The organism is Rhodopirellula sp. P2, from assembly GCF_028768465.1.
GTDB lineage: Bacteria > Planctomycetota > Planctomycetia > Pirellulales > Pirellulaceae > Rhodopirellula.
Window position 1 is genome coordinate 2113967 of the sequence record NZ_CP118225.1, and the last position, 15967, is coordinate 2129933.

The 15967-nt window shown below is 58.2% G+C and carries 12 protein-coding genes; 5 read left to right on the forward strand and 7 right to left on the reverse strand.

Annotated elements, in window-relative coordinates:
• Nucleotides 1-954: 954 nt before the first annotated feature.
• From PSR62_RS07470 to PSR62_RS07490, 5 genes are all read right to left on the reverse strand, one after another.
• Nucleotides 955-2478 (reverse strand): sulfatase family protein, encoded by a 1524-nt coding sequence (locus PSR62_RS07470; RefSeq protein ID WP_274407169.1) that lies wholly within the window; start codon nucleotides 2476-2478, stop codon nucleotides 955-957.
• 8 nt (nucleotides 2479-2486) lie between these two features.
• Nucleotides 2487-4142: a C25 family cysteine peptidase gene (locus PSR62_RS07475; protein WP_274407170.1), complete on the reverse strand. Its 1656-nt coding sequence runs from the start codon at nucleotides 4140-4142 to the stop codon at nucleotides 2487-2489.
• An 80-nt stretch (nucleotides 4143-4222) separates the two neighbouring features.
• Complete coding sequence (ruvX, locus tag PSR62_RS07480) at nucleotides 4223-4744, reverse strand: Holliday junction resolvase RuvX (RefSeq protein ID WP_274407171.1); 522 nt, start codon at nucleotides 4742-4744, stop codon at nucleotides 4223-4225.
• A gap of 234 nt (nucleotides 4745-4978) precedes the next feature.
• Nucleotides 4979-7081: an ATP-dependent DNA helicase gene (locus tag PSR62_RS07485; protein ID WP_274407172.1), complete on the reverse strand. Its 2103-nt coding sequence runs from the start codon at nucleotides 7079-7081 to the stop codon at nucleotides 4979-4981.
• On the reverse strand, nucleotides 7078-8232 hold the full coding sequence (locus PSR62_RS07490) for an N-acetyltransferase (RefSeq protein WP_274407173.1): 1155 nt from the start codon (nucleotides 8230-8232) through the stop codon (nucleotides 7078-7080). Before PSR62_RS07490 ends, PSR62_RS07485 begins: the two co-directional genes overlap by 4 nt.
• A gap of 106 nt (nucleotides 8233-8338) precedes the next feature.
• Here PSR62_RS07490 and PSR62_RS07495 point away from each other — a divergent pair, with 106 nt between their 5' ends.
• From PSR62_RS07495 to PSR62_RS07505, 3 genes are all read left to right on the forward strand, one after another.
• Complete coding sequence (locus tag PSR62_RS07495) at nucleotides 8339-9160, forward strand: RNA methyltransferase (RefSeq protein WP_338020179.1); 822 nt, start codon at nucleotides 8339-8341, stop codon at nucleotides 9158-9160.
• A gap of 388 nt (nucleotides 9161-9548) precedes the next feature.
• Nucleotides 9549-11303, forward strand: a complete 1755-nt coding sequence (locus PSR62_RS07500; protein WP_274407175.1) for a hypothetical protein — start codon at nucleotides 9549-9551, stop codon at nucleotides 11301-11303.
• Nucleotides 11304-11383: 80 nt separating this feature from the next.
• Complete coding sequence (locus tag PSR62_RS07505) at nucleotides 11384-12664, forward strand: hypothetical protein (protein WP_274407176.1); 1281 nt, start codon at nucleotides 11384-11386, stop codon at nucleotides 12662-12664.
• A gap of 129 nt (nucleotides 12665-12793) precedes the next feature.
• Here PSR62_RS07505 and PSR62_RS07510 read toward each other — a convergent pair whose 3' ends face one another.
• Nucleotides 12794-13183 (reverse strand): DUF4339 domain-containing protein, encoded by a 390-nt coding sequence (locus tag PSR62_RS07510; RefSeq protein ID WP_047812905.1) that lies wholly within the window; start codon nucleotides 13181-13183, stop codon nucleotides 12794-12796.
• Between the two features lie 2 nt (nucleotides 13184-13185).
• Entirely contained in the window at nucleotides 13186-13884 is a 699-nt protein-coding gene (locus PSR62_RS07515) for a PH domain-containing protein (protein ID WP_274407177.1), read from the reverse strand.
• Between the two features lie 326 nt (nucleotides 13885-14210).
• Between PSR62_RS07515 and nrdR the strand changes: the two genes are divergently transcribed.
• The gene (gene nrdR / locus PSR62_RS07520) at nucleotides 14211-14681 is read left to right on the forward strand and encodes a transcriptional regulator NrdR (RefSeq protein WP_047812903.1); all 471 of its coding nucleotides are present in this window, start codon (nucleotides 14211-14213) and stop codon (nucleotides 14679-14681) included.
• Complete coding sequence (locus PSR62_RS07525) at nucleotides 14681-15886, forward strand: FtsX-like permease family protein (protein WP_274407178.1); 1206 nt, start codon at nucleotides 14681-14683, stop codon at nucleotides 15884-15886. The genes nrdR and PSR62_RS07525 overlap by 1 nt, the downstream gene beginning before the upstream one ends.
• Nucleotides 15887-15967: the final 81 nt, after the last annotated feature.

A 15967-nucleotide genomic window follows, 5' to 3' on the forward strand; every position in this document is an offset into this window, starting at 1 on the left:
GAATAGGAGTTGAGGGTTGGCTCGATACCGGTGCGCGTGGCCTCCCCCGGAAATCTCGCTGAACGCTCGCTTTCCGACCCCTCCCGTTTCACGGGCGGGGTTCGCGCGCATCGCCCCGGATGGGGCCGCCGCCAGTAGCTCGGGGCGGAAGCCCCGAGACTTCTTGGATTTGAGGTGCGATTGGTAGCGAAAGTCGTCAAGACTTTCGATGAACCGTCGTGCAGGCCGAAACTCTTGACGAGTTTCGCTACTGGAGCCTTGGGCTGTCGCGGAATAGGAGTTGAGGGTTGGTTCGATACCGGTGCGCGTGCCCTCCCCCGGAAATCTCGCTGAACGCTCGCTTTCCGACCCCTCCCGTTTCACGGGTGGGGTTCGCGCGCATCGCCCCCAATGGGGCCGCCGCCAGTAGCTCGGGGCGGAAGCCCCGAGACTTCTTGGATTTGAGGTGCGATTGGTAGCGAAAGTCGTCAAGACTTTCGATGAACCGTCGTGCAAGTCGAAACTCTTGACGAGTTTCGCTACTGGAGACTTGGGCTGTCGCGGAATACGAGTTGCGGGTTGGCTAGACACCGGTGCGCGTGCCCTCCCCCGGAAATCTCGCTGAACGCTCGCTTTCCGACCCCTCCCGTTTCACGGGCGGGGTTCATTGCATCGCCCCGGATGGGGCCGTCGTCAGTAGCTCGGGGCGGAAGCCCCGAGACTGTTGACGGCGAGCAGGAGGTCGCCCCGGATGGGGCCGTCGTGGGGATGAGGGATGGAGCCTTGCTCACGCGTCGGGTTTCTATTCGACGGGCTTGGAAGCCGATCGTACGGCGGCGCTCACGTCGGATGGCGTCATTGAGAAAGTTCCATTGACAATTGACAATTTGAAATGGGTTAGGAGACGTTCGCCCCAGTCGCATTTTTCACTTTGCAGTTGTCGATTTCACTTTTTCAATGGTTGAGAACGCAAGGCTAGCGAGAACCTTTCCAGGTCAGTTGAGGCTCGTCGTCCGTGAGCTTTCCGGGGCCGCGGATCTCGGTGCCGGTGACCTTTTGAAGTCGGTCGCCGAGTTGTTGGCGATAGACTTTCGCGGCTGCCTGCAGTTGTTGGACGACTTCGGGATGGTCGTCGATCACATTGGTGGTCTCTGAAACGTCGGCGTCCAAGTCGTACAGTTCCAAACCCGACTTGGTCATCGCGTAGCCATCGGGCATGCCGTCCTTTCCTGGTTCGCGATCTCCCAACGTTCGATAGGCGTGCGGGAAAATCAATTTGAAACGCTCGTTGCGGATGGTTTGCAGTTGTCCGCCGCCGTAGTAGCCGACGAAGGATTCGTGAGGCGATTTCGCACCGGGAACATCGAGCATCAGGTCAAGGATGGAGTGGCCATCGATCTTTTGCTGGGGAGCTTCGCCACCGGTCAACTCCACGATTGTTGGCAGCACATCGATGGTCGAGCAGAACGTGTCGCAGGTGGTGCCCGCAGGAATGGTGTCGGGCCACCACATGATCGTGGGTTCCCGAACGCCGCCTTCCCACTGGGTGCCTTTGCCTTCGCGAAGTGGCGCGGCACTGCCAGCGTGGTTGCCGTAGGAAAGCCAAGGTCCGTTGTCGCTGGTGAAGATTACGAGCGTGTTCTTTTGCTGGTCGATGGATTCAATTGCGGAAAGGATTTGGCCGACTGACCAATCGACTTCCATCATCACGTCGCCGAACAGCCCTGCCCCGCTCTTGCCGCGAAAGCGCTCGGACACATACAGCGGAACGTGAACCATCGGATGAGGCAGGTACAGCAAGAACGGTTGGTCGCTGGAGGGGTCTTGGATGAACTTGACGCTGCGGCGAGTGAGTTCCACCGTCATTTGTTCTTGATCCGCCGGTTGAACGTTGTCGTTGACGATTCGAGGTGACTGGCCCGCGATGGATTCGATGATCGGCAGCGGTGGCCAATTGCCGGGGTCGCTGGGATCTTTCTGTTGACGGCGGATCGTGTCCGGGTGCAGCGGCCACATGTCGTTGCTGTAGGGGATGCCGTAGAACTGGTCAAAACCTTGGTTGGTGGGCAGGAATTTGGGGTGATGTCCCAGGTGCCATTTGCCATAGCAAGCGGTTCGATAGCCCGCCGATCGGCAGACTTCTGCAAAGGTGGTTTCAGAGGCCGCGAGGCCGATCTTGGCTTGGGGGCCGAGGGCACCTGACAGCCCGAGACGGCGGTGGTAGCAACCGGTGAGAAGAGCCGAGCGTGACGCGGAGCAGACGGCGGACGAAACGCTGAAGTCGGTGAATTTGCGGCCTTCGCTGGCCATCCGTTCCAGGTTCGGCGTGGAGTAGCCCTTGGCACCAAAGGGGCCAATGTCGGCGTACGCCATGTCGTCCATGTAAATCACGACGATGTTCGGTCGTGATCCCGCGACATCCTCTGGCGTGCTGGCGGAGGCGGGGAGTGTGCTGAAAAAGGCGGGGAGGCAAATTGCCAGGAGGTGGGGGAATCTCATGAGGTGGGTCAATCAGGGAGGAAGGTTCTTTGGGCCGCGCTGGCCCACCCTGTTTTACCATGAACAAAACCTCGAATGACCACCGGGCCCGATTCTCCAAGCGGAAGCTGGAGCGTTTGCAGGATGCGTTTGCCAGCGGAAACCTCGATTTGGTGTTCCGTGATGGTGGTTCCGTGAGCGTCGTGGTCGCTGGTTGAATCGGTGGGGGTTTGGGTGATCGCGGTCAATGGCCGTTCGATGGCGACGATCAGCGTGCCAGCGATCGGGCTGGTCACAGCGATGCTGAGCGAACGTGGCGCGGGCCCGCTGCTGGAATCGTTGGTTTGCAATTCCGCTTTGTCGGCGGGCTCAATGGAAAGGGCCAACGGTTGCGGTGGATGCAAACGCAAGGTTGGGTCGCCGAGCAATTGATAGAGGGCCGCGTGTTCCAAGCGTTCTTGTTGCAGATCCGTTCCGGCGGGAGAGATCATCGAGGCGAGGGTGTCGACCATGACCCGCATGGTCGATTGTTTACCCTGTTGTTTGGATTGCAGGCTGCGAGCGGCATGCAGCATCGCGTCACCGATACGGTCGCAGCCGGTGTTTTGTTGACCGCCTGAGTAAACCGATTCCAGCAGTCCGAGCCCCATGCAGGCGTTGCCATACGGCATCGACAAGCGAGACGAAGCGATCACGGCGATCGGGCCTCCGTCAGCGAGCACCATTCGTTCGGCCAAGCAGTCTCCCGGGGCGTCGTAGGCACCGGCGAAGCAGGCCAGCAACACGGCGATGGTTGCGCCGTCGGGAGCTCGTTTGAGTTGCGTCGTGTTTTGATTGTCGAGCAAGGATTCCACCGACCATTGCTGGCGAGCGGCTGGCGTGCCATCTGCCGCGGTTGTCTGCAGCAGTTCGAGTCGATCAATTTGTCCGTGACCCGCATACACCCAAAAGCGAGCGCCCGTGCGATAGCGATTCAGGACCGCATCGGTGAACGATTCACCGGGAGGACAAAACGGATGGTTCGGGCTGGCGTAGGCAATCTGTGGTTTTGTGTCGGCCGGCAGCACCGTGGTGATCACGCCTCGAGTGACCGATTCGATGGCGGTGTCGACCATCGCCCCGAAGCCGCCGACCCCGCCGGTTAGTTGAAACGATCGTCGCCAGAGGCCGAAGTCGTCGGAGTTTTCATACGCTTCGATACGCTGAATGACGCTGGCCAGTTGTCCAGCTGAGCGAACTGGCAAGCGACCAATGGCTGCGTCGCTGACCCGGTCGCCGTCGCGGTCGCCATAAGGCAGATCGGTGGGCAGCGTGGATGTGGATCCGAACCGCGAGGTGACCGGGGCCGGAATCATCCAAGTAGGAATTTGATGCGGTTGGTTGCGACGCGTGTCGTAATCGGGGGTGTCGCCAACGAGAACGATGTAACGTGTCGCGGCTCCACCGGCATTCCAGATTTGTTGGTGGGTGAGCGTCGCGGTGTCGGCTGGCCGAACGGTCGTGATTCGAAGTCCTTCCTGGGATCGCATGTGGATCCAGGGCTGCAGGGCTGCGTCCAGTTCGGGCGAAGCCACGACGATCACATCCACGTCATCGGCAGAATTCGCGGTGGCCGAGAAGCTGACCGCCAGGATCGCTAGCAGAGCCAGCGAGCATGAGCCGAGAGAAAAGGGGCGACGATTCATTGCGATCCATCTCTGCGAAAGGTTTTGAGTTCGTCCAGCGACAACGTTGACTCCGTCAAAACACGGAACGTTCGGTTCCATCATGCATCATCGAGCGAATCATCGGAAGTTGAATCTTCCAGGCAATGCCCGGCAAGTTCGCCGCGGTAACGGCAGGATTCCAGGAATGATTCCAGCAATACCTGCGCGGCGACGGCATCGACGCGCTGTTTGGTTTTCTTGCGAGTGGTTTTTCCCTGCCGGATTTTCGCGGTGGCGGCGACCGTCGTGAAACGCTCGTCGAAGAGACGAGTGGGCAGTCCGGTGGTTTCCTTCAGCCAGGCCGCGAATTTTCGGCTTTCTTTGCTTTTATCGCTTTCGCCGCCGTCGCAGTGGATGGGCAAACCGACGACCCAGGCGGCAATTCGTTCTGACTTGACGAGGTCAATGAAGTACTGAGCGTCCTTTTCGGGCGTGCTGACCGGGTGGGTTTCCAGGGGGCTAGCCAGGATCCAGTCCGGATCGCAAATCGCGACTCCGATGCGGACCGTTCCGTAGTCCACCGATGCCAATCGCCCGGTGGATGGAAACCCGTCATCGGGCGTGTGGGTGGGCGTAGACATTCGAACGTTGGGCGAAAAGGAAGCGGAATCAAAAAAGAATCACTCGCAGGACGATGGCTCGTCCGGCAAGTGATCCCGTTGATTCTATCGTGCTGGGTCGCAGGAGAGGACTCCAAAGAGCACGGCAACTCGTTGCCCACTTCGTCGAACGAGGCCTGGTGGCCATGACCTCGAGAACATTGATGGAGACCACAATGCCGCCCCGGATGGGGCCGTCGAATAGAAGCGGCTTGCTCACTGCTTCTTTGTCTTTTGTCGTGGGACGGTGCCGACGTCGTGACATGGTAAAGGTGGAAGTGCGCTGAGGAAGAGTCGGCCGTAAGGTTTGGATCGAATTCGCGGGTCCAAGACCACGACCATCCCCGAGTCATCCCGGGTGCGGATCAGACGTCCAAAGCCCTGCCGGAATTTGATCACGGCTTCGGGCAATTGGTAGTCGGGGAATGGATGGCCGCCGCGGGCACGGATGGTTTCCAGCCGTGCTTCGAGTAGCGGATGGTCGGGAACGGAGAACGGCAGTTTCGTGATCACGACGTTGGTGAGAGCATCGCCAGGCACATCGACTCCTTGCCAGAAGCTGTCGGTTCCAAGCAGCACGCCACGTGGATCTTTGCGGAATGAATCGAGCAGTTGTGTTCGGTTTTGATCGCCCGCTTGGCTGTACAAGTGCAGGTCACGTTCGATGCACCACGGCGTGATCGCTTCGGCGCATTTGCGAAGCAACGAGTAACTCGTGAAGAGCACAAACGCGTGGCCATCGGTGTGTCCGACAAAGCGTTTGATTTGTTCGGGCAATGCCGCTTCGAATTCCTCTCGTTTAGCAGAGGGATCGGGCAGTCCGCGAACGATGATCAGCTTGGCTTGCTTCTCGTAGTCGAAGGGGCTGCCGACTTGGAGTGAGCGACCCGTCGTCAGTCCAATGCGGCTGCGGAAAAATTTGAACTTGTCCTGTTCGCCGGTCGCCAGCGTGGCACTGGTCATGATGACCGAGCCGATTTCCTCGTTCTGGAACACTTCTTCGCGAAGCGTTTGGCCGATATCGATTGGGGAGGCGGATAAAGAGACTCGGTCCATTCCTCGACGACTGCCGGAGGTTTCAACCCAATAGACCGATTCTTGTTTGAGCGATTGGTCGAGCCATTCGCGAAGGCCACCGGCCAAGGCGAGAAGTCGATCGTGGGCGGATTGAAAGTCTTGCCGATCGGAGTCGTTGTCTTGTGCGTCGGCGTGAGCACGCAGGCGTCGAGCGAGGATCTCCATCGGTTCGCTGAGCGGGTTGGGCACCACTTCGGGATGATGCACCCGGCCGTTGCGAGATCGCGATTCTTGCATCCAATCCAGCACACCGGCAAACATTTCGCTGGCCGCAAACCGGCATCGGTCGACCATCTTCTGCAACGCGTCCAGGTTGTGCGCGACGAGCAATCCCTTTTGCTGGCGGTCGTTGTAAAGGCGATCGAACAGGTAATCAAATTGGCCGCTGGTCAGTCGAATGCCGAGGTGGTCACCGGCGACGGATTCGATGGTGTGGCATTCGTCGAGGATGATTGCGTCGTAATCAGGCAGCAGTGAAACACCCTGCCGTCGCATCGCGATGTCGGTGAACAGCATCGCGTGATTGACGATCAACAGTTGCGCGTTCTGGGCGCGGCGTCGGGCTTGGAAGTAAAAGCAGTCTTTGAAGTTCGGGCATTTGTTGCGAAGGCAATTGCCGGTGTCACTGCGGACCTCGTCCCAAACCTGACCGTCGGGTTTGATCGGCAATGTTGAGAGCGAGCCGTCAGGAGTGTTGTCGGACCACTTGCGAATTTCGCGAAGCTGCTGCATTTGGAAATCGTTGGCCATCAACGACACGGATTTTTCAACGGCCCGTCCCATCCGTCGTAGCGACAAGTAGTTGTTGCGTCCCTTCACCAGCACTGCGGAGAATTCGCGGGGGATAACACTGTTGAGAAGCGGGATGTCTTTGCCAATCAGTTGTTCTTGCAGGCTGATCGTGTGGGTTGAAATCAGGACGCGTTTGGGACGCTCAGGTTTTTCCTTTTGTTCGCCAGCGGGCGGGATGCGGTCGTCGACCGAGTCCAGCGACGGGCTTGGTTTTTTGCCTCCCGATTCGGTTTGGTCGGAAGTCGCGTGCAGAATCGCGGCGGCCAGGTAGGCGAAGCTCTTCCCCGTTCCCGTGCCTGCTTCGACGACCAAGTGTTCTCGATCGGTCAGTGCCGAGGAGACTGCACGGGCCATCTCAAGTTGCTGTTCGCGCGGTTCATAGCGTGGCAGTCGGCGGCTGATGCTGCCGCCAGGTCCGAGAATCGAATCGATCGAAATGGGGTCGCTCACGTGGAAGCCTGCTCCGGTTCGGGAGTCAACGATCGGTCGTAGATGCGGTGGGTTTTGCTGCGGGTGGCTCCACCGCGTTCGATCGTTCCTCGCGAAAGTTGGTTGCTTTCGAGGACCCAGGAGAATTCGCCCATTTCAATCCCGAAGTCGATCGCTTCTGGCAAAATTTTGTAGAGCGTGACCAAGCCCAGGCCCCACTTTTGATATTCGGGCAACACGTTGGCGCTGACCAAACGAAGTCGCTTGAGTTTCTTGCGGCCGAGCAACAGTTTCAACCAACCGAACGGAAACAGTTTGCCGCCGATTTGTTTGATCAGCGGGTTGTAGTCGAGCAAGCCGAAGCCAGCTCCAACGGGTTTGCCGTCGATTTCGGCGATGCTGGTGAGTTTGGGGAGCAACAGGTTTTTCAAGCCTTTGCTTTGCTCGTCCACTTCCGATTCGCTCATCGGGACATAGCCCCAGGTGCGCTGCAGCGATTGGTTGTAGATGTCCAGAAAAACGCGGACGTCGGAGTGGAAGTTCTTGGGGTCGATCGTGCGACATTCGGCTTTGAACCGCCGAGTCGATTCTTCGATCACAAACAGCAACTTGGGATCGAGCGTTTCCAGGATGTCGATCGAGGCTTCGTAGCTGTAGAGGTCTTGAGACTTTTCGAAGCCGGCGGCTTGGATCAGCCGTTCGTAATACGGATGGTTGTAGGGGATCAGGAATGTCGGCGGTGTGTCAAAGCCATCGACCAGCAACCCAACTTCGTAATTCAGGCTGGGGTGTACCGGGCCGCGGACGCCGGTCATCCCGCGTTCTTTCAGCCAATCGCCGGCGGTGTTGAGAAGCTTGATGGCGGCTTCTTCATCGTCTTCACATTCGAAGAACCCAAAGAACCCGCGGGTTTCCTCGTGGTATCGATTGTGGGCGTGATTGACGACCGCCAAGACGCGTCCCACCACTCGGTCGCCACGCCGCACCAGGAACGTCTGTCCTTCGGCGTCGTCGTAGAACGGGTGGTGCTTGAAACCCAGCAATTTGACTCGTTCGCTCCACAGTGGCGGGACCCAGTTGGGATCGTCTCGGTAGAGGCGTTTTTCCAAATCGAGAAATGCCTTTTGGTCTTTGCGTCCGGAAACGGGTTGGCACAACACATTTTCGGACATTCGAGGGGCCGTGAGTTGGGGGCAGAGAAGGTGTTTGGAAAACATTCAAAGATAGCAGACTCGGGTTGGTTATCCCATTGAAGCGAATATGCAAAAGTGTGGCCCCATGGAAACCATCCGAAGTTTGCAAAATGCTGCCGTCCGCCGAATCGTTTCGCTGCGCCGTTCTCGGAAACGACGTGCTGCGGGCGTTGTCTTGGTGGACGGGCCCCGAGAATCGTTGCGGGCGATCGAGGCTGGGTTGAAGCTGGTCGCTTTTTACGAGATCGAACCGAAGCCATCGGATTCGTCGCAGAAATCAGAAATGCCAGAGCAGGCGGTCGTTCGTCGCCAGGCGATCGATTCGGGCGTGCATCGTTGGTTGACGCCTGAGGTGTTCCGCAAAATCGCCTACACAGCGTCGACGGATCGCTGTGTGGCGGAGTTTGTGGCTCCGGATGATTCGCTCGGCCAGCTCACAGCTCATCCAGCCTGGAACGAGGGATTGGTGTTGGTGCTCGATCAGGTTGAAAAACCGGGCAATTTGGGCGCCGTGTTTCGGTCGGCCGATGCGGCGGGCGTGTCCGCTGTCTTGTTGTCGGATTGCCCCTCGGATCGATTCAACCCGAATGCCATTCGTGGTTCGTTGGGGGCGGTGTTCACGGTCCCTTCCGCATCTGGCAGCGAGTCGGAGATCGCTGGTTTTTTGAAGGCTCAGGGGTATCGAGTCGCTGCCATGCGCGTCGAAGGCTCGCGGCCGCTGTTCGAATCGGACTTGCGCGGCAAGTTGGCGGTCGTGCTGGGCAGCGAAGCGGATGGTTTGGCGGATCGCTGGTCGGCTGAGTGGGTCGAACCCGTGGCGTTGCCGATGGCGGGCCACGTGGACAGCTTGAATGTGTCGGTCAGCGCCGCGATTGTCGCCTACGAAGCGATGCGGCAGCGAGGTTGAGGCCCGGCAACTCCGGCACGCAATGTTGGAGACAGCCATCTTCGCTGGGTGGCTCGGCGTGTTCCGTGCAGCGTGTTTCCTCGTGAAACCATTGGCCGAGTCGATTCGCTGTGAATCAAGCGACCTGACTTGAACCACATCGACCGAGCTGGAAATGGGGGGTCCGTCCCCGTTCGAGTGGGTTTGACAGGTTCAATCCGCATGGGTGTCAAGATCGATTCAACAGAACCAAGCGTTCGATCTGTCAAAATCGTTAATGCCGGAACCACCCGGCGACGATACAGATGGTGTTCGGAGGTCCGGCGATCAATTTCGTCTGACCAAAGACATGGAGAATGTGCCGGGGGGGTACAGGATCCCATAAAGATCGTGAGCGTAAGGATCCGCCATGCTGATTGGCAAAACAATGAACCCGATGGGCTCGAACCCAATGGTTAGCCGCCGCAAACGCGAACGGCTCGCTCGTTGGTTGACCCAAGCCGTTGTTTGGGGAGGTTGCATTGCCGCGAGCCAAGTCGCCGGAAACACGGCGTTGGCGGACGAGACTGCAACTGCGAAGCTGCCACCGATTCGTCTGGTTTCGGGGAGCATGCACAGCAACCCATTTGTGAAGCGTTCGGCTTCCCAGACGACCGTTGGTCCGATTCTGGCAACCAATGTCAACGACCAGGCGGCTGCGAGCAACGTGAACTTGCTCCAGAACCATGGCAGCGTCGCACCGGGCGGTCAGACGATGCTGTACCCGATCCGTCAGACATCCGACCAGGCGATGTCGGAGATCAAGCTGAAGTCGATCGGCACCGCCGTTGGTCTGTTGCCGATTGGTGCTCCGGTTTCGGAAAAAACACCCTTGGTCGTGGAGCCGCCTCGTGCTCCTCGGACAAGAATCAACCCGCATGCCCAACCGGATTACGATCGAGCGGAGTCCGGTGGCATCGTTGAGCTGCAGCCTGCTCCACTTTCGCCCCCACTGGGGACGACGCAATCGCTCGCAGCTCCCTCTGAATTGCAGTGGACTCAGCCGCAGATCGCTCGCCAAACCATGCCTTTGGTGAAGCAGGAAATCGTGGCCGAAGAAGTCATTGCTGAGTCACCTGTCGTCGAAGCCACCATCCCGACGCAGTCGTCTGAGCCTGAGAAGGTCACAGCCGTCGTTGCTGAGGAAGCCGACCTGGCGATCGTCGAAGAGTCGGAGCCCATTGAGTTTTCGCTCAACGACGCGATGGATTCAATGAACGCGGAATCCGTCTCCCTCAGCTTTTCGGATACCGGTCTCGCTGACTTGGATGCATCGGAAAGCAGGGACGAAGAATCGATCTCGATTCCCGAGCCACTGAAAATTGCAGCACCGCTGCAAGAGACGGTTGCACCATCGTCGTTGCCGCAGTTGCCACAGCCGGTGCAAGTCCATTTGCCAAGCGAGATGGTGGTTCAACAACACCGCCACCTGCCTGTGAAAATTGACGCTCCAGCTCACTTCGACCGTGTCGATTCGGAACGCATGCATGATGCTCCGGTTCGGCACCGTGCCGCGGTCGCTGTTGAAGCACCACCGATGGTCGCCGTTGCCAAGCCGTCTCAGGACGCTCCGACGGAGGCACGGGTCAGTGCGGCACTGATTGTGCCCGCAGCCTTGGCTGGCCATCGGGGGCAATCACGGCAGCATTCGATGAACGGTTCGGGATCCACGTTGTTGGTCCAGGATGCGATCGTGTGCGACCCAGACGATGTCACTTCGTTGACCGTCGATGGCATCATCGAGGCCGTCCGTGTTGAAGACGATTCCGTGGCACGAGTCATCAGCAGCACTTCCCGTCACTTGCGATTGATGGGGGTTCGCCCCGGCAAGACGCGAGTGTTGGTGCAGCAGAAAGTGGCGGGCCAAGCAGGTTCGCTTCGTGAGATTTATGAATTGCACGTCGCTGAGTCCAGCAACGTTCGTGGTGGTGAGAGCCAGCAAGAGCGATCGTTGATGGAACTGATCGAGCAAAAGTTTCGCACCGCATCGGTGCAAGTCACGCGTCAAGGTGACCGCATTGTCGTTCAAGGTGAATGCGATGACTCCAAAGACGCAAAAGAAATCGTTCGTTTGATTCGAAAGACATTCCTGGTGCCAGTGGAAGATCAGCTGATCCTTCGCTAGCTCCTGTCCCGTTCGTCCAACCTACCACTACCCAGCCACCGTCGGTCACCGTGCCGCTTTGTTCGTCCTGAGGTTCAATTATGAACAACAACTGGTTTCCTCGATTCGCCGCACGATTGTTCGGCACCCTTGCCGCGGTTGGTTTGGCTTGGTCGGGTTTGGGCACCGCTGCCACGCATGCTCAGCAATTTGGCGGTCCGGCACCCAACAACACACTGATGCATGAGGGCCAAGCGTTCCGTGTCGTGCAGGCTTCTGATCCGGCATCCGCTGGTTGGGACTTGAGTGCGATGCAGTCGGCCGTTGACGCCTCGTCGTCATCGTTCGGCAACGAAATCGCTCAGGTCGGCCACCATCATCGAGCTCAGTCTCAATCGTGTGGCAGTTGCGGAACCCAGTGCGGCGGAGCTTGCGGTTCGACCGGTTACGGTTCAGCTGGCTACGGGGCGGCCGGATATGGTGGCGGGATGGCCTGCCCCACCTGCGATCCTTATCGCTATGCCAGCGTCGAAGCGTTGTACATGCGTCGCGAAGGAGTCGACAACTTCACCGTCGCTCGTGACTTTGCTCTGGATGACGTGGACTTCGAGATTGCTCCACGGATCACCGTGGGAATGGTGCCTGACTGCGTCAACGGCATGGAAGTGAGCTTCACCGGTGTCCTGGATTGGGACTCGGATATCTCGGTTGCTGACAACGACAATCTATCAACCTTGTTGATCGAAGATCCTTTGCAGCCCGGTACCCTGGGCACCTTTGGTTTTGATGCCTTGGATGAAGCCGACGCACAACGCCAGATCTACGAATCCCGTCTCTGGTCGGTTGAAATGAGCCGAACCATGATGGCGTGGGACGTGGCCAAGTTGCTGATCGGTGGCCGCTACATCGATTTCGAAGAGGACTTCAACTATTCGACCGTCAACGGTGCTGACCCGGTGGCCGACACTGGTTTGCTGCGAAACAACGCGACCAACCGGATGATTGGTTTGCAGGTCGGAGCGGACATCTACAATCCGATCGGACGTTTTTCGTCGAGCTACGTTCGGGCCCGTGCAGGCGGTTACTTGAACCTGGCTGAATCCGACATCCTGGTTCGCAATGGCGCCGACATTCTGGCCAATGGCTCCGATAATTCATCCGAACTCGCCGGCATGTTCGAATTCGGAACGGGGGTTCGCTATCAGGTTGGCGAGATGATGGCCGTCCGCGGTGGCTTTGAGGCCTGGTACTTGACCGGCGTGGCAACGTCGGAAGAGCAAATCAGCTCCGCCACCGTCACCCCGACCTTCGGTCGATCTTTGATTGCCGACGATGATGTGTTCTTCATCGGTTTGACCGTCGGTGCGGAACTGAAGTATTGATTTCAGCTCCGCGGTGGCAGAGGACACCGCTCGATATCCAAGAGCGGTTCTGATCACCAGCGACTGACCAAAAACGGCGAGACAATTCATGCCATCGACGAGACCCTCCGGGGATTCTCTTCGGTGGCATTATTTTTTGTCGCGTCGTATTTTCTTTTGCAGCCAACGTTTGGCGGAATCGCTGGGGCCGGTCGTGGGAGTGTTCGACGACCGTTTTTCTTGACCGACGCTGTGTTCAATGATGCGTGTTTTGGTTCGCTCGAGGTCTTTGCCGCATTCAGGGCAGATGGTCGGCGGTTGTCCCACGCGAACGTTGCACTGGGGGCAGTAGTGTTCGATGCTGGGCCGGCGAGCCGCCTCAAACAGACCGCCGACCTGGGAGGCCGTGAACCAATTGGAATCGTCCTTGCGAATCCTGGTTTCCGCCACCACGGATCCGTCACGTACCAAAGCCAATAATTCGGCGGGCTTGTACGGGCCGAGTTGTTCATCGCCTTTCTGAACAAACCAAACGGACATGCTTAATTTTGCTCGATGTGAATGCTGCGCCGTCGTCGTTCGGCACGTCGAATGTCGTCGATCAAACCGGCCACTTCACCGACGTTGTTGATGCCAACCAATTCCAGCGTTGGATCGCTCTTGTCGGTGCTGATGATGGAGATGGAACCGACTTTGAACATCCGCTCGATCGGGCCCTGTTCGTAGCTTACGTCGCTGATGTCGATCACTTCAATGCGATCGGTGCGGCGAGTCAAGATGCCGGTCCTGTGAATGAATCTTTGACTGGTCAGTTCGTATTGCACGCCCAGTCGTTTCGCGGCGTAGTTCAGGCCGACCAAGATCCAAAGCACAGCGATCACAATCAGCGCGATGCCGAAGGTGAATTGTTCGATGAATCCGGCTGCGACCAACAACACGACGCTGAGGATGGTCAGCCCAATCCAGGAACCGACCATCGCTTTGGGGCTGTAGCCGCCTTCCCAGAGAGATTCCTCCGGTTCGTGGCTGTCGGGCGATTGCTTCCTGGCGATTTCTTCCAGGAAGCGTTCCCGAGGCGTGCCAGCCGACTTGGGGGATGGATCACGGGGTGAGGCTGAGCCACCGGCATCAGGGGTGGGGGTGGAAGAAACGCCCGCCGAATGCGGATCGTTGACCGAATCCGTTCGCGTGTCAGCTTGGGAAGGGGCGTTTTCGTCGGTTGGATTGCCTGGAGTGGTCATCGTTGAGTCGTTCCTGTTGATTCAATTCGAGGGTTGGTTCACGAGTGGTACCACTCCAAAAAACATGCCAAAGTCAGCATGTCGGCGCAGAACCGCACAATTCTCGTGGGCCAAAAACATTGACCTTCTTGGCCGAAAACCCTGGGTTCTGGGGCGCTACACTGTGATGGCTCGGTCCGTGATTGCCGGACCAGACACCTCGCATCCGAAGACGTTCTGGACGATCATAGCACACCTTCGAAAGACTCGTGAATCATGCTTGCCAGGTCCAGTGGGCTGGAGCGTTTGAAATCCGGGGCTGTTTTCCATCTTGAATTTGACCGCCAATGCGTTGCCCGTTCTGTCATTCCGATAACGACAAAGTCCAAGATTCACGGACGGCGGAGGCCGGGTACGTGGTTCGGCGGAAACGGTTGTGCCAAACGTGTCAGCGGCGTTTCACGACTTTGGAACAAATCGATGCTCTGAACGTTCGCGTGGTTAAAAGTGACGAAACGCGAGAACCGTTTGATCGAGAAAAAATCAAACGCGGGATTGAGCGGGCGTGCTCCAAACGGGCCGTCACCAGCGATGAAATCGAAAAGACGGTCCAGAAAATCGAAGAGGCGATTTACGCCGAATTTGACATGGAGATACCCACCGCGACGATTGGCGAAGTGGTGTTGCGGAAACTCGCGACGCTGGACGAAGTGGCTTACATTCGGTTTGCTAGCGTCTACCGAGATTTTGACGACGCGAAAGATTTTTTGCAGATCGTTTCCAACCTTCAGCGTGACGCTCAGTTGGACGGTCGCTGATGAGTCGAAGCACCCCCTTGGCCTGGAAGAATCTGGTCGGCAACCCCGCGCGTCTGTGCGTGGCGGCGGCGGGGGTGGGGTTTGCGGCGGTGTTGATGTTCACGCAGAACGGATTCCGCAACGCGTTGTTGGACAGTCCCGTGCGACTGATCGAGGTGGTGGATTGCGAATTGGTCGCGATCAGTCCGGCGCGGTACATGCTGCCGGTTGATGAGCGATTCCCGCGGTCTTTGCTTCGCCGTGTGAAAGCGGATCCTGCGGTCGCGGACGTGCAAGCCTTGTTGATCGAACGGACGATGGCGCGGGTGCGAGTCGAGGGCAGCCCTGCGCGACCCATCCGAGTGATCTCGGTTCCGGACTCCAGCTTGTATCCTGCGGCCACGTCCGAGGACGCGTCGCGACCGTGGTTGAACCTCCCGGGCCTCGATGAACACCGTGACCAACTCCGGCGACGAGAGACGGCACTGGTCGATCGCAAGACCCGGTCGGAGTACGGGTTTCAATTCAAGGCCTCGGGGCAACCGGCCGAGCAAAGAATCGAACTGTCGAAGCGATCGATCGAACTGGTCGGTTCCTTCACCTTGGGGACCGACTTCGCCAATGAAGGCTCGTTGTTGATCGCAGAGTCTTCGTTTGCGAACTATTTTCCTCAACGCGGTTATGGCAAGCCGCTCGAGACCGTGGATCTGGGGTTGATCCGCTTGCATGACGGTGCTTCGCCGGAACAAACAGCTCAACGATTGACGCAAATGGCCGAGGGCCAGTGGGAAGTCCTCACGCGGCAACAAATCCGAGCTCGCGAGCAAACATTCTGGAGCGAGCAAACACCGATTGGGATGATCTTCTTGATCGGCACGCTGATGGGATTCGCGGTCGGAGTCATCATTTGCTACCAAATTCTGTTCACCAATTTGCAAGACGCGATGTCGGAATACGCCACGCTGAAGGCGATGGGGTATCCCAATCGGTTTTTTGTGGGGTTGGTGGTCCGGCAGTCCGTTTATTTGTCGGTGCTGGGATTCATTCCCGCGGTGCTGATCGCGTTGGCATTGTTTCAGGGACTGGAGTCACTGACGGGGCTGCCAATGGCGTTGACGCTGACTCGGGCGGGTTCCGTGCTGGCCCTGACCACCTTGATGTGTCTGATCAGCGGGTTGCTGGCACTGCGGAAATTGGTGCGAGCGGATCCGGCCAGCCTGTTTTGATGGGGGAAGCCGTTTTCGGGCTGAGAACGTCCATTCCATTTTTGAATTGGCAGGGCTGAAGTCAAAGGGCGACTTCCCGTC